This is a genomic window from Streptomyces sp. NPDC029151 (genome assembly GCF_055564315.1).
In genome coordinates this window covers 1,424,390-1,437,611 of record NZ_JBVHWQ010000001.1, presented here as the reverse complement: position 1 = coordinate 1,437,611, position 13,222 = coordinate 1,424,390, and the positions used below count along the sequence as shown (strand labels likewise).

At 75.5% G+C, this 13,222-nt stretch carries 12 protein-coding genes; 7 read left to right on the top strand and 5 right to left on the bottom strand.

What is annotated here, in order from left to right; all coding sequences use genetic code 11:
- The first annotated feature begins 89 nt into the window (after nt 1–89).
- The 3 genes from ACZ4VF_RS05800 to ACZ4VF_RS05790 all read left to right on the top strand — a co-directional run bounded on the left by ACZ4VF_RS05800 (nt 90) and on the right by ACZ4VF_RS05790 (nt 2,253).
- Nucleotides 90–659 (top strand): membrane lipoprotein, encoded by a 570-nt coding sequence (locus tag ACZ4VF_RS05800; RefSeq protein ID WP_467923371.1) that lies wholly within the window; start codon nt 90–92, stop codon nt 657–659.
- 455 nt (nt 660–1,114) lie between these two features.
- Complete coding sequence (locus tag ACZ4VF_RS05795) at nt 1,115–1,978, top strand: isocitrate lyase/PEP mutase family protein (RefSeq protein WP_467923370.1); 864 nt, start codon at nt 1,115–1,117, stop codon at nt 1,976–1,978.
- Nucleotides 1,975–2,253 (top strand): hypothetical protein, encoded by a 279-nt coding sequence (locus ACZ4VF_RS05790; protein ID WP_467923369.1) that lies wholly within the window; start codon nt 1,975–1,977, stop codon nt 2,251–2,253. The genes ACZ4VF_RS05795 and ACZ4VF_RS05790 overlap by 4 nt, the downstream gene beginning before the upstream one ends.
- Nucleotides 2,254–2,335: 82 nt before the next feature.
- On the opposite strand, the gene ACZ4VF_RS05785 is transcribed toward ACZ4VF_RS05790, so the two are convergent.
- Together ACZ4VF_RS05785 and ACZ4VF_RS05780 are read right to left on the bottom strand one after the other, a co-directional pair.
- A complete protein-coding gene (locus tag ACZ4VF_RS05785) occupies nt 2,336–2,539 on the bottom strand; it encodes a hypothetical protein (protein ID WP_467923368.1) in 204 nt (67 codons plus the stop codon).
- Between the two features lie 413 nt (nt 2,540–2,952).
- Nucleotides 2,953–3,966, bottom strand: a complete 1,014-nt coding sequence (locus ACZ4VF_RS05780; protein ID WP_467923367.1) for a hydroxyacid dehydrogenase — start codon at nt 3,964–3,966, stop codon at nt 2,953–2,955.
- Nucleotides 3,967–4,258: 292 nt separating this feature from the next.
- Here ACZ4VF_RS05780 and ACZ4VF_RS05775 point away from each other — a divergent pair, with 292 nt between their 5' ends.
- Entirely contained in the window at nt 4,259–5,830 is a 1,572-nt protein-coding gene (locus tag ACZ4VF_RS05775; protein ID WP_467923366.1) for a carboxylesterase/lipase family protein, read from the top strand.
- 687 nt (nt 5,831–6,517) lie between these two features.
- Here the strand turns inward: ACZ4VF_RS05775 and mmuM are convergent.
- On the bottom strand, nt 6,518–7,444 hold the full coding sequence (mmuM, locus tag ACZ4VF_RS05770; protein WP_467923365.1) for a homocysteine S-methyltransferase: 927 nt from the start codon (nt 7,442–7,444) through the stop codon (nt 6,518–6,520).
- A 468-nt stretch (nt 7,445–7,912) separates the two neighbouring features.
- On the opposite strand from mmuM, the gene ACZ4VF_RS05765 reads away from it, so the two are divergent.
- The 3 genes from ACZ4VF_RS05765 to ACZ4VF_RS05755 all read left to right on the top strand — a co-directional run bounded on the left by ACZ4VF_RS05765 (nt 7,913) and on the right by ACZ4VF_RS05755 (nt 11,996).
- The gene (locus ACZ4VF_RS05765; RefSeq protein ID WP_467923364.1) at nt 7,913–8,995 is read left to right on the top strand and encodes a glycoside hydrolase family 43 protein; all 1,083 of its coding nucleotides are present in this window, start codon (nt 7,913–7,915) and stop codon (nt 8,993–8,995) included.
- A 366-nt stretch (nt 8,996–9,361) separates the two neighbouring features.
- The gene (locus ACZ4VF_RS05760; RefSeq protein WP_467923785.1) at nt 9,362–11,089 is read left to right on the top strand and encodes a DUF2264 domain-containing protein; all 1,728 of its coding nucleotides are present in this window, start codon (nt 9,362–9,364) and stop codon (nt 11,087–11,089) included.
- 76 nt (nt 11,090–11,165) lie between these two features.
- Nucleotides 11,166–11,996 (top strand): isocitrate lyase/PEP mutase family protein, encoded by an 831-nt coding sequence (locus ACZ4VF_RS05755; RefSeq protein ID WP_467923363.1) that lies wholly within the window; start codon nt 11,166–11,168, stop codon nt 11,994–11,996.
- Here ACZ4VF_RS05755 and ACZ4VF_RS05750 read toward each other — a convergent pair.
- Both ACZ4VF_RS05750 and ACZ4VF_RS05745 read right to left on the bottom strand, forming a co-directional pair.
- Nucleotides 11,912–12,628 carry an alpha/beta fold hydrolase gene (locus tag ACZ4VF_RS05750; RefSeq protein WP_467923362.1) on the bottom strand — a complete coding sequence of 239 codons (717 nt, stop codon included), beginning with the start codon at nt 12,626–12,628 and terminating at the stop codon, nt 11,912–11,914. The genes ACZ4VF_RS05755 and ACZ4VF_RS05750 overlap by 85 nt on opposite strands.
- Entirely contained in the window at nt 12,621–13,211 is a 591-nt protein-coding gene (locus tag ACZ4VF_RS05745; RefSeq protein WP_467923361.1) for a TetR/AcrR family transcriptional regulator, read from the bottom strand. Before ACZ4VF_RS05745 ends, ACZ4VF_RS05750 begins: the two co-directional genes overlap by 8 nt.
- Between the last annotated feature and the right edge of the window lie 11 nt (nt 13,212–13,222).

Here is a 13,222-nt window from a genome sequence, read left to right as displayed (position 1 = left end):
CGGACCGCCGGGTGCCGGAACGGCGTTCGTCGCCGAGGAGGCCGGGGGACCGGGGCCCGCGGGGAACGGCCGTGCGGCACCATGGGCACATGATCCGTGCCGCACGCGCCCTGCCGCTGCTCCTCCTCCCCGCACTGCTCACGGCGTGCGGCACCGAGAAGACGGACACCGGTGGCACCCGGGGCCCGGCGCCGGCCACCGCCCGGCAGTCCCCGCCGGCCACCCTTCCGCAGCCCGAAGCGGACTCCCGGCTGCGGGCGTTGGGCATCGCACCGGAACTGGTCTACGTCACGGACGTACCGGGCTTCACGCTCGCGCAGCAGTCGGTCGGGGTGAACGGGGACGACGGTTTCTCCGCCGCGTACTGGGCGAAGAGCGGTGCCGTGCTCCATCTCTACGTCGAGCGGGGCAGCGCCGCCGACTGCCCCGCGGGCTACGCCTGCCTGGCGCCGGCGAAGGGCCGAGTGGTGCGGATCTACGGTGAGAAGCTCGGGTCCGGTGTGCTCCGCAGGGCCGCGGACGCGGTCCACCGTCCCACGCCGGCGGAACTCGCCGCCCTGCTGCCGCCGGCCCCCACGGCCACGGTCCCGGTGCGGCGCGGTGACCTTCCGTCGTACGGGGACGGAGCGCCCGACAACCACGTGGGCGAGGGAGGCTGACCGGTCCGGCCACCGGTCGCCCCCCGCGTCCGCCGGACGGGCGCGCGCGGCTGGAGCGGTACGTCGGCTCGGGCCGCGGCTTCGCCGGCGTGCACGCGGCGGCCTGCACCGGGTACGGATGGCCGTACTACGTACGAATGGCCGTACTACGGCGAAGCGCCCGGCGCTCGCATCACCCGCCGGCGGGCGCGTGCTCCGCACCGCCCTGGGTCACCGCGCCGAGGCCTGCCGCGACCCGGACTCCCCCGGGCCGCCTGAACGGCGGACTCGTCCGGGCGGGGCGGCTCGCCGAGTGACGTTTCTGCGGTGAACCGGTTCCGCCATTGGAGTGAGTAAAGCTGGCGTAGACGGATGGTCACGTGACTACCTAGAGATGCTCTTGTCTTGGCAAAGGGCGCCGGACGCGGCGGCCACCCCTTCCGCCCGCGTCACCCACCCACAGGAGGAGCCGGACCTTGACTTACGGGAACAAGCTGCGCGAGCGCATCGCCGGGCCCGGGACCACACCGCTGATCGGCGTGTACGACATGTACTCCGCGTCGATCGCGGCCAAGCACTACGACGGGATGTTCGTCTCGGGTTTCGGGTTCGCGGCCTCGTACTACGGACTGCCGGACATCGGATTCATCGCCTGGCCCGACATGGTGGCCTTCGTCCAGCGGCTGCGGGGCGCGTTCCCGCACCACCACCTGCTGGTCGACATCGACGACGGGTACGTCGACCCGGAGGTCGCCTGCCATGTCGTCGAGGGACTCGAACGCATCGGTGCCTCCGGGGTGATCCTGGAGGACCAGAAGCGGCCCCGCCGCTGCGGCCACGCCGACGGCAAGCAGGTGCTGCCCCTGGACGAGTATCTGGAGAAGCTGCACAAGGTCCTGGAGACCCGCAAGGACCTGGTCGTCGTCGCCCGTACGGACGCCACCGACGAGCACGACATCCTGCACCGCGCCGAACAGCTGGCGGCCACCGACGCCGACGTGGTCCTGGTCGACGGAGTGCGCAGCGTCGAGTGGATCAAGCGGATCCGCGAGGTCGTCGGGGACAAGCCGCTGCTGTTCAATCAGATCGCCGGCGGCAAGTCGCCGCGCCTGTCCCTCGGCGAGCTCTCCGACCTCGGCGTGGACGTCGCCATCTACAGCACCCCGTGCCTGTTCGCCGCGCACGAGGCGATGGACTCCGCGCTGTCGGACCTGAAGGCCGCCGACGGCCGGCTGCCCCAGGTGGATCCCGCGAGCGGGGTCGGCGTGAAGGCGGCCACCACCCTGCTGGAGCGCAACATCGCCCGCGACCGGCTCAGCCCCGAGGGCGTGGGCGTGTGACCCGTGCGTCACCCCGGATGGGCGTGGTCACGGCGGTCGCCGCCACGCTCCTCGGAGCCGGTGCCGTACCCGCCGTCGCCTCGGGGGGAAGCCTGATCACCGTGATCGACAACTCGCGGACCGGAACCGACAACTCGGAGACGGACTCGATCCTGGAGGTCGACCGCACGGGCAACGTGCAGAACGGCAGCGGCACCGCGGGCAGCGACCACGACGGCAGCGCCGTGGACGTGGTGGAGGCCCTCGTCGGCGCCGACCGGGGCGAGGAGGACTGAACGACAGGGAACAGCCGAGCGGCCGGGCCCCCCGTGCGGGAGGTGCCCGGCCGCTCGCGTGCGGTCGCGCACCTCCCCAGACTCAGTCCTCGGTGAGGTCGGGGCGGCCGTTCTCGTCCAGCTCGACGTCCTCCTTCGGGTCGTGCTCGTCGGCGGGCGAGGCCACGGTGGCGCGGTGCGGGCCGGGAGCGAGGACGCGGCCCGCGGCGTGGGCCGAGCCGTAGGCCGTGACCAGGGCGACTGCGGCCGCGGCCAGGGCCGCGGCGATACGCGTGGTGTGGTTCATGCCCGGCCAACGATCTCCGTGGGGGCGGGGTCACCGCCGGGTGCCGGAACCGGCGGCCGGCGTCACGCGGTCGGCCGCCCGGTCGCCCGGCCGGCACGGAGGCGCGGCCCGGGCGACGTGTCGGGGGCCGCGCGGTGCCGGCGCGCTGCCCGGCCGGGTCGACAGCTCCGCCCGGGTGCCCTCGGGGCGCTCGCCGTGCATCGTCCGCACCGGCGGGCGGAGCGCCGTCGCCGCCGGCTGTCCGGGACCGACCGGCCGCGGGTCGCGGTGCCCGGATCCCGCCGGTTCCGGGGCGCGCCGGCCCGTGTCACCGCTGCCGGGTCCCACCGTCCCCGGCTCCGCTCACGCGGACCGGGAACCGTGTCCCCTGGCTGCTCCGGACGGACGGGGTCGTCGGCGGCCGTCCGCCGGTGTCAGGCGACCCGGGCCAGATCCGCGTGCCGCACCTCGTGCCGCGGTGGCAGCCCCTCGGCCAGCCGCTCCAGCTCCTCCACCACGATCACACCCAGCCGCTCGAGCTCGTTGCCGAGCGAGCCCGCGATGTGCGGGGTGAGGAAGACGTTGGGCAGCCGGTACAGCGGGGAACCGGCGGGCAGCGGCTCGGGATCGGTGACGTCGAGCACCGCGGACAGGCGTCCCGAGACCAGCTCCTCGGTCAGCGCCTCGTGGTCGACCAGGGCACCGCGCCCGGTGTTGATCAGCACGCCCCCGTCCCGGACGAGGGCGAGCCGGGCGCGGTCGAGCATGTGGTGGGTCTCGGGGGTGTCGGGGGCGTGCAGGGTGACGATGTCGCTGCGCAGCAGCAGCTCTTCCAGCGGCAGCGGTTCCGCTCCCAGGGCGGCGGCCTCGGCGGGGCTCACATAGGGGTCGTACAGCAGCACCGTGAGGTCGAACGGCCGGAGCAGCTCCAGGAGCCGGCGGCCCACCCGCGAGGCGCCGACGACCCCGACGCGGCGGCCGAGGTTGCCGGTGGCCGCGGTCTCGGCGGGACCCGGCCGGGCGTGGGTGCGGCGGTAGCGCTCGCGGTGGCCGAAGGCGTCCTTGCCGGCGAGCAGGATCATCGCGAGCGTGTACTCCGCCACCGGCAGGGCGTTGCCGGTGACCGCGCTGGACACGGTGACGCCGTGTTTCCACAGGGCCTCGCCGACCAGGGAGCGGACCGAGCCCGCGGCGTGCAGGACGGCCCGCAGCCCGGGGGCGGCGGCCAGGACGCCGCCGTCCAGGGGCGGGCAGCCCCAGCCGGTGATCAGGACCTCGGCCGCGGCCAGGGTGCCGGCCACCGCCGGATCGGCGAAGTCCCGTACGACGAGCGCCGGGTCGATGCGGGCCGTCCGCCCCAGCCGGTCCATGAGCGGCGGGGGGAAGAGCAGCGGGAGGTGTACCGGGTCCATCGCGAACACGGCCCGCGGCGGCTGAGGGCTGGGCATGGCTCCCCTGACGAACGGCGTGGAAACGGCTGCGGAAGGCGGAGTTTCAGAAAGCGCGTTCCACCGTAGATCCGCCGGGAACGGCGGGTCAATCGGCGGATGCCGGGTGGCGGTTCCCGGCCGCCGTCGAACTCGTGTGCCACCGCGCCACCTCCGGCGGGTGCGGCCGGCCGGGCTCCGGCACCCGGACGTACGCCGAATGGCCCACGGGCGGGGCCCCCGCAGCGGAATACCTCCGGCCGGTGTGGTGCTCTGAAGGAACACTGCACGCGCGGCGAAGGGCGGGTGGGCGATGACGGCAGACCAGACGGGCCCTGTGGTCGGAACGCCGCACGGAGCCGTACGCGGCCGGTACGAGCGGGGTGTCGCGGTCTTCCGCGGCATCCCGTACGCCGCCCCGCCCTTCGGACCCCGCCGGTTCCGCCCGCCCCGGCCGCCCGAGCCGTGGGACGGGGTGCGGGACGCCGGCGCGTTCGGGCCGACCGCGCCGAAACCGCCGTACTCCGAGGCCTTCGCCCCCTACCTGTCCGATCCGGTGATCCCCGGCGACGACTGCCTCAACCTCAACGTCTGGACCCCCGAGCCGGGGCCCGGCGCGCGGCTGCCGGTGCTGGTCTGGCTGCACGGCGGCGCGCTGACCAGGGGCTCCTCGGCCGTACCGGTGTACGACGGCAGCGCCTTCGCACGCGACGGCGTCGTCTGCGTCTCGGTCAACTACCGGCTGGGAGTGGAGGGGTACGGACTGTTCCCGGACGCGCCCCCGAACCCCGGCCTGCGCGACCAGCTCGCCGCCCTGTGCTGGGTGCACGAGACGATCGAGGCGTTCGGCGGCGACCCCGGCCGGATCACCCTGTGCGGCCAGTCGGCCGGTGCCATCAGCGCCGGCGCCCTGCTCGCCGCGCCCCGGACGCGGGGCCTGGTCCGGCGGGCGGTGCTGCAGAGCGGCCCGCCCGAGGCCGTCGACCGCGAGAAGGTACGGCGGATGGTGCGCCGGATGGCCACCCGGCTCCGCGTCCCCGCCACCGCCGAGGCGTTCGCCGCCGTCGACCGCGAACTGCTGCTGCGCGCCCAGGCCGAGGCCGGCCGGCTCAGCAGCCCGGTGCTGGGCGGGCCCGCGTTCGGCGTCGTCGTCGACGGCGACCTCGTGCCCCGCGACCCGCTGAAGGCGCTGACCGAGGGCGCCGCCGCCCGGGACGTGGAACTGCTCATGGGCTGGACGCGGGACGAGTACCGGCTGTGGCTGGTGCCGGGCGGGCTGCTGGAGCGCGTCGACCGGCTCGGCGCGGTCGCCCTGGCCGCCGCCATGGCCCGCTGCCGCGCCGGCCACGAGATCCCGCGCGGCTACCGTGCGCTGCACCCCGACGCCGGGACCGCCGAGATCGTCGGCCAGATGGTCACCGACCACGTGCTGCGGGTGCCGCTGCACCGGCTCGCCGACGCCCGCCCCGGCACGTCCTACCTGTACGAGTTCGCCTGGCCGTCCCGCCTCCCCGGCCTGGGCGCCTGCCACGCCCTGGAACTGGGGTTCGTCTTCGACACCGGGGACGCGCCCGAGTCGAAGCGGCTGGCCGGCGAGGGCGCCCCGCGGGAGCTGTGCGACGCGATGCACGCCGCCTGGGTGCGGTTCGCGACGACCGGGGACCCCGGCTGGGCGGCGTGGGACGCCACCCACCCGGTACGGGTCTTCGGCGACGGCGTCCCGCACACCGTGTACGGCCCCCGGGACGCGGAGGTCGCCCTGTGGTCGGCCGCGCCCGCGCTCCCGGAACCACCGCGGTCCTCCGTGCCCCGGGCCCCCGGCGCCGAACTCGCCGCCGCCATGCGCCGGCTGCGCCGCTCGGTGGGCACCACGCTGCGCCGCTAGCCGCCCGCACACCGGTGCACCACCGACGGCCCGGCCGGCCGGGCGCGCACAGCCGGCCGGCTCCTCGCGGGGGACCGGTTCGCGCACCGTCGGCATGCCCGGCCCGGTGTCCGCGCGTTCGCGTACCGTCGGCACGTCTGGGCCCGGTGTCCGCGCGTTCGCGTACCGTCGGCACGCCCAGGCCCGGTGTCCGCGCGTTCGCGTACCGTCGGCACGCCTGGCTCGGTGTCCGCGCGTTCGCGTACTGCCGGCATGCCCGGCCCGGTGTCCGCGCGTTCGCGTACTGCCGGCACGGCCGGCCCCGGTGTCCGCGCGTTCGCGTACCGTCGGCACGTTGGGCCTGGTGTCCGCGCGTTCGCGTACTGCCGGCACGCCCGGCCCCGGTGTCCGCGGGTTCGCGTACCGTCGGCACGCCCGGCCCGGTGCCCGCGCCTTCGCGCACCGCCGGCACGGGGGGGCCTGGTGCCCGCGCCCCCGTTTTCGCGGCACGGCCTGCGGACACACCACCCCGCCCGACACGATCGGCACCCGGCCCCCGCCACGCGTCCCGCCGGCGCCACAAGCCGCACAGGCCGGGCCCAGTGTCCCCGCCGGCGCCGCATGCCGTTGAGGCCGGGCCCAGTGTCCCCGCCGGCGCCGCATGCCGTTGAGGCCGGGCCCAGTGTCCCCGCCGGCGCCGCATGCCGTTCAGGCCGAACCCAGCGCCCCCGCGATCGAGCCGATCGCCTCGGGTCCCACCCGGCAGCAGCCCCCGATCAACCGTGCCCCCGCCTGCCGCCACGCCTCGACCTGCTCGGTGCCGAACGTGCCCCGCCCGCGCCAGGCCCGGGCGTCGGCGTCCCAGGCCTCCCCGCTGTTGGGGTACACCACGACGGGCTTGCCGGTGACGCGTGCCGCGATCTCCACCGCGCCCCGCACGTCCTCCGGCGCGCAGCAGTTGACGCCGACCGCGATCACCTCGTCCGCGTCGGCGGCGAGACCGAACGCCTCCTCCAGGGGCTGCCCGGCCCTCGTCCGCAGGCCGTCGACGGTGTACGACAGCCAGGCCGGCACCCCGAGCCCGCGCGCCGCCCGCAGCAGCGCGGCGGCCTCGTCGGCGTCCGGGACGGTCTCCAGGGCCAGCACGTCCGGCGCGGCGGCGGCCAGCGCCTCCATCCGGGGCCGGTGGAACCGCTCCAGTTCGGCCACGCCCAGCCCGTAGCGGCCCCGGTACTCGGAGCCGTCCGCGAGCATCGCCCCGTACGGCCCGACCGAGGCGGCCACCCACAGGGGGCGCGAGACACCCGCCGCGTGGGCCCGCCGGGCCGCGTCCCTGGCCAGTCCCACGCTCAGTCCGAGCAGTCGCGCGGCCTCGTCCCGGCCGATGCCGCGCTTGCCGAAGCCCTCGAAGGTGGCCTGGTAGCTGGAGGTGATCGCCACGCTCGCGCCGGCGAGGTAGTAGGCGAGGTGGGCCTCGGTGACCGCTTCGGGCCGTTCGGCGAGCAGCCGCGCCGACCACAGCTCGTCGCTCAGGTCGTGCCCGGTCGCCTCCAGCTGGTTGGACATGCCGCCGTCGAGCACGACGGTCCCGGCGGCGAGGGCGTCGGCGAGGCGGGGGGAGGTGTCGCTGGTCATGTCACGACGCTAGTCGAAGCGCGGCGGCGACGGGCCCCGGTGTCCAGTGGGTGAGCAGCCGCCATGGTTCTCCTGACCTGCGCAAACCAGGGGCGGAGCAGCGGGAGCGGGCCGGCCGGTGCGTCCGGTTCGTGAACGGGCCGACCAGCACGACCGGCAGGGGGACGCCCGCGCAGCGATGACCGCCTCGCCGCCTCCCCGTTCTCCGTGGCCCGGCCGTCCCGGCCCGCCCCGGGTTCCCGCACCCGGGCCCGCCCGCCCGGCCCGTCCCGCGTCCCCGCCGTCGCCGCGCTCCTCCTCGCCTTCGCCTTCCTCTCCCCCTTCCTCTGCCCCTTCCTCTTCCTCTTCCTCTTCCTCCCTCCCGGCCCATTGACCCTCTCGCGGCTCGCCCTTACCTTTTCGGCGTTCGGAATGACAGATGGTGTTCGACATACCGATCTCACACTTCGTCATCGAGAGGCGGTCCGCATGAGCCGCGACCCCCACCTTCCCCCGGCCCCCGCCCGTCGCCTGCTGCTGAAGGGCGCCGCTGCCGCCGGTGCCCTGGCGGTCACCACCGCGCCCCGCGCACGCGCGGTCACGTCCGCGTCCGGCAAGGCGGCCCCCTACCTCAACCCCCTCGTCCACCAGCGCGCCGACCCGCACATCACCCGGCACACGGACGGCCACTACTACTTCACGGCGACCGTCCCCGAGTACGACCGCATCGTCCTGCGCCGCGCCCGCACCCTGAACGGCCTGTCCACGGCCGCCGAGCCGGTGATCTGGCGGGCGCACGCGACCGGTCCGATGGGCGCGCACATCTGGGCGCCGGAGCTGCACCGGATCGGCGGCAAGTGGTACATCTACTTCGCCTCGGCCCCCGCCGAGGACGTGTGGGCCATCCGCATCTGGGTGCTGGAGAACTCCCACGCCGACCCTTTCCGAGGCACTTGGGTGGAGCGGGGCCAGATCAAGACCGCGTGGGAGACCTTCTCCCTGGACGCCACCACCTTCGAACACCGTGGCACCCGCTACCTGGTGTGGGCCCAGCACGAGCCCGGCATGGACAACAACACCGCGCTGTGGATCTCGAAGATGGCCAACCCGTGGACGCTGACCGGCCCCCAGGTCCGGCTGTCGACGCCCGAGTACGACTGGGAGTGCGTCGGTTACAAGGTCAACGAGGGCCCGTACGTCCTCCGGCGCAACGGCCGGGTGTTCCTCACCTACTCGGCCGCCGCCACCGACCGGCACTACTGCGTGGGCCTGCTGACCGCCGACGCCCGCAGCGACCTGCTCGACGCGCGGAGCTGGAACAAGTCGCCCGTTCCGGTCTTCACCAGCAACGACACCACGCGGCAGTACGGCCCCGGCCACAACTGCTTCACCGTCGCCGAGGACGGCCGCACCGACGTCCTCGTCTACCACGCCCGCCAGTACGAGGAGATCACCGGCGACCCGCTGAACGACCCCAACCGGCACACCCGGATCCAGAAGCTCGGCTGGAAGCCGGACGGCACCCCGGACTTCGGTGTCCCCGTGGCCGACACCGTGACGGAGGGTGCGTGAGATGAGACGCGCGCACGCGATCCTGCGCGCCTGTGCTGCGCTCTCGCCGCCGCCCTGGCGACGGCCGGACCGGCCCGGGCGGCACCGCGGACGATCGTCAACGGCCCCCGGTTCACCGGCGCGTCGGGCAACCCGGTGCACGCCCACGGCGGCGGTGTCCCCCCGGCTCGTACGTCACCGTCAACCCACCTCAGGGCCGCGCGTCCACCGCTGGTTGGCCAGCGTCCACGCGGGCCTCGTCCGCGACGGACTCCCCGCCCGGCATCTGGCGCCCGAGGGCGCCGTGCGGGTGGGATGAAGCCCTGGGGCGCCCCGACCGGAACCGGGGCGTCCCAGGTCCCGTCAGCAAGGAAGGCCACCGCCGTGATCCGACTGCCCGCCGACGACCGCGCGACCAGCCCCCGCACCGGCTACACCCGCGCCCACTGGGAAGCCGCCGCCGACGCCCTCCTCGCCGCCGTCGAGCCGTACGCCACCCCCGACCGCGCCCTCTACCACCTGCCCGGCACCCGGGTGAGCCGCTCCGGACGGCTCTCCGACGGGCTCGAAGGCTACGCCCGCACGCTGCTGCTGGCCGCGTTCCGCCGTGACGAGACCGCGCTCGGCCGGTACGCCGAGGGCCTCGCGACCGGACCCGGCGGGGTCTGGCCGCGCGTCACGGACCGTGGCCAGCCGCTGGTCGAGTCCGCCTCCGTCGCGCTCGCCCTGCGGCTCACCCGGCCGCTGCTCTGGGACCGCCTGGACGACGCGGTGCGCGAGCGGACCGCGGCCTGGCTGGCGGACGCGCTCACCGCGGAACCCTGGCCGTGCAACTGGGAGTTGTTCCCGGTCACCGTCGGCGGCTTCCTCCTGGAGACCGGCCACCGGGAGGAGGCGGCGCGGAAGGCGGTCGCCCGGGGACTGGAGCGGATCGAGGACTGGTACCTCGGCGACGGCTGGTACACCGACGGCGACGGCCGGAAGTTCGACTACTACAACGGCTGGGCCCTGCACCTGTACACGGTCCTCCACGCCTGGCTGGCCGGCGACGGCGACCTGCTGGACCGGTACGGCCGGCGGCTCTCCCGCCACCTCGCCGACTACGCCCGCCTCTTCGGCGCCGACGGGGCCCCGATGCACCAGGGCCGTTCGCTGACCTACCGGTTCGCGACGACGGCCCCGCTCTGGCTCGGCGCCCTCACCGGACACACACCCCTGCCGCCGGGCGAGACCCGGCGCCTGGCCTCCGGCGCGCTGCGGTACTTCCTGGACGGCGGCGCGGTCGACGAGCGGGGCCTGCTTCCGCTCGGCTGGCTCGGCCCGGACGAGTCCCTGGTGCAGAACTACTCGGGCCCCGCCTCGCCGTACTGGGCGAGCAAGGGTTTCCTCGGCCTGCTGCTGCCACCCGAGCACGAGGTCTGGACGGCGCCGGAGCAACCCGGACCGGCCGACCGCGCCGACGCGGCACACCCCGTGCCCGTCCCCAACTGGCTGCTCCAATCGACCCGTTCGGACAGACTGGTCCGGCTGCACAACCACGGCAGCGAGGACGTCCGCTACGACCCCTACTACACCCGGCTCGCCTACTCGACCGCCACCGCGCCCGTGCCGTCGTACGACAACAGCGTGATCGTCGGCGGCGATCCGAGCCGTACGGGCATCGAGCCGCTCGGCACGGGCGAGGGGTGGATCGCCTCCCGGCACACCACCGGCGGCGGGGTCACCGTCACCAGTCTGGTGGTGGTCCGGGGTGCCGTGGAGGTGCGGGCCCACCTGGTGGCGGGCGCGGCACCCGGCACCCGGGTGCGGGTGACGGGCTGGCCGGACGCGCCCGGCCTGCGGAGCGAACTCGTCCCGGTGAGCGGCCTGTCGGCGGAGCTGACCGGGGTGACGGGGGACGGCGGGGCCACGCTCTTCGTCGCGCTCGCCCGGCTCACCGGGGAGCCGGACCCGCTGCCGCTCGCGGCACTGGTGTCCGTGGCGGTGCGGGAGGACGGCGAGGGCAGGCCGGGCCACGAGGTGCGGGTGAGCTGGTCCGCCGGCGAGAGCGCCGCCTTCCGGTTCACGGCGCCGGACGGCGCGACGGCCGAGGAGTGGTCGGTGGCGCCGCACTGACCGGGGGAGGGACGGGGAACGAGGGACGCCGGACGGTTCGGCGGGGACCGAACCGTCCGGGGTCTAGCGTGGCCGTATGACCGCAGAGCCCGCTCCGGCCCCCTCCTTCGCCGGCCTCCACCACCGTCCGGGTGAGCCGCTGCTGCTGCCCAACGCCTGGGACCACGCCTCGGCCGCCGCCCTCGCCGCCCGCGGGTTCCCGGCGATCGCCACGACGAGCCTGGCGGCCGCGGCGGCCGTCGGCCTGCCCGACGGGGAGGCGGCGACCCGCGAGCAGACCGTCCGGCTCGCCCTGACCCTCGGCTCCGGGCCGTGGCTCCTCTCCGTCGACGCCGAGGACGGGTTCGGCGACGACCCGGACGACGTCGCCTCCCTCGCCCGGGAGCTGTGGGCCGCGGGCGCGGTCGGAGTCAACCTGGAGGACGGCCTGGGTCCGGCCGGCCGGCACGCGGCGAAGATCGCCGCCGTGAAGGCGGCCGTACCCGGTCTCTTCGTCAACGCCCGCACGGACACGTACTGGTCGGGTGACGGCGACGAGAGGGACACCCTGCGCCGGCTCGACGCCTACCAGGAGGCCGGCGCCGACGGGGTCTTCGTCCCGGGCGTGAACGATCCCGGGCGCATCGCCGCCCTGGTCCGGCACACCGCCGTCCCGCTCAACGTCCTGTACTCGCCCGCCGGTCCCACGGTCGCCCGCCTCGCCGACCTCGGCGTGCGCCGGATCAGCCTCGGCTCGCTGCTGTACCGGCGGGCGCTCGGCGCGGCCCTCGACGCCGTGGCCGACATCGCGGCCGGGCGGGCCCCCGGCGGTACCACCCCGTCCTACGCCGACGTCCGCGCACTGGAGCGCAGCGCCTCGGTGAGGGCGTCGGCGAACTCCACGGGGTGCTCCAGTGTGCCCAGGTGACCGCCCGGGAACTCGGTGAACGCACACTCCAGCCGTCCGGCGAGGAACTCGGCCGTGCGGTGCAGGAGCTGCCCGCGCGAACCGGTTCCGGCGGCGAGGGTGAGCCGGCCCGGGGGCGGGGCGGCGGCGGGCACGTAGGCGGTGAACGGGCGCAGCACCCGGTCCAGGAAGACACCCGCCGGAGTCGCCGACTCGCCCTCGGCGGGCGGCCGTCCGGGCCGGCGGAGCCGGTCGACCAGCTCGGCCCGCCGCGCCGCCCCGTCCGGCAGGACGGTCACGCACGGCGGCTCGTGCGCGACCACGTGCGCCAGCCGTCCGGGATACCTCAGGAGCAGGTCCAGGACCGCGATGCCCCCGGAACTGGTCCCGAACACGGACGCCGGCGCGCCAGCCGGCAGCACCTCCTCCAGCACCCGCCGCGCACCCTCGCTCCAGTCCGCGACCCGCTGCTCGGCGACCGGCGCGCCGAGCCTGCCGTGCGCGAGGCCCAGCGGGTCGTACGTCACCACGGTGAAACGCGTGGCCAGCCGCTCGGTGAACGGTCCGAGGCCCATCGGATGCCCGGCACCGCCCGGTACGAGCAGCAGCACGGGACCGCGGCCCGTGACGTCGTAGTGCGGCGCGTCAGTCATCGGTCCGCTCCCCGTTCTCGCGCGGCCAGTGGGTGAGGGCGAGGTGCAGGGCGTCGACCGCCTTGTCCCAGGAGGCCCGTACGTCCCGGTCCGCGCCGAAGCCGCCCGCGCCCTCCAGCACGCAGTAGCCGTGGAAGGTGCTGCGCAGCAGGCGGACGGCGTCCGTCAGGTCCGGTTCCCGGAGCCCGTAGGCGCGCAGCATGCCGTAGGTGATCTGCGCGGTGCGGCGCAGGGCGGGGGAGTCGGCGATCAGGGCCTGGTCGACGCGGATCTGGGTGGCCGCGTACCGGCCGGGGTGCTCCAGGGCGTAGTCCCGGTAGGCGCCGGCGAACGCCGTCAGCGCCTCCTTGCCCGCCCGGCCGGCCACGGCCGCCGCGATCCGGTCGATCAGTTCACCACCCGCGTACAGCGCGAGCCGGGTGCGCAGGTCCTGCAGATTGCGGACGTGCGAGTAGAGACTCGCGTCCTTCACGCCGAAGCGCCGGGCCAGCGCGGAGACGCTGAGGTTCTCGAACCCGGCCTCGTCCGCCAGCTCCGCGGCCCCCGCCACCACCCGCTCGGCACTGAGTCCTGCCCGGGCCATACGCCCACCTC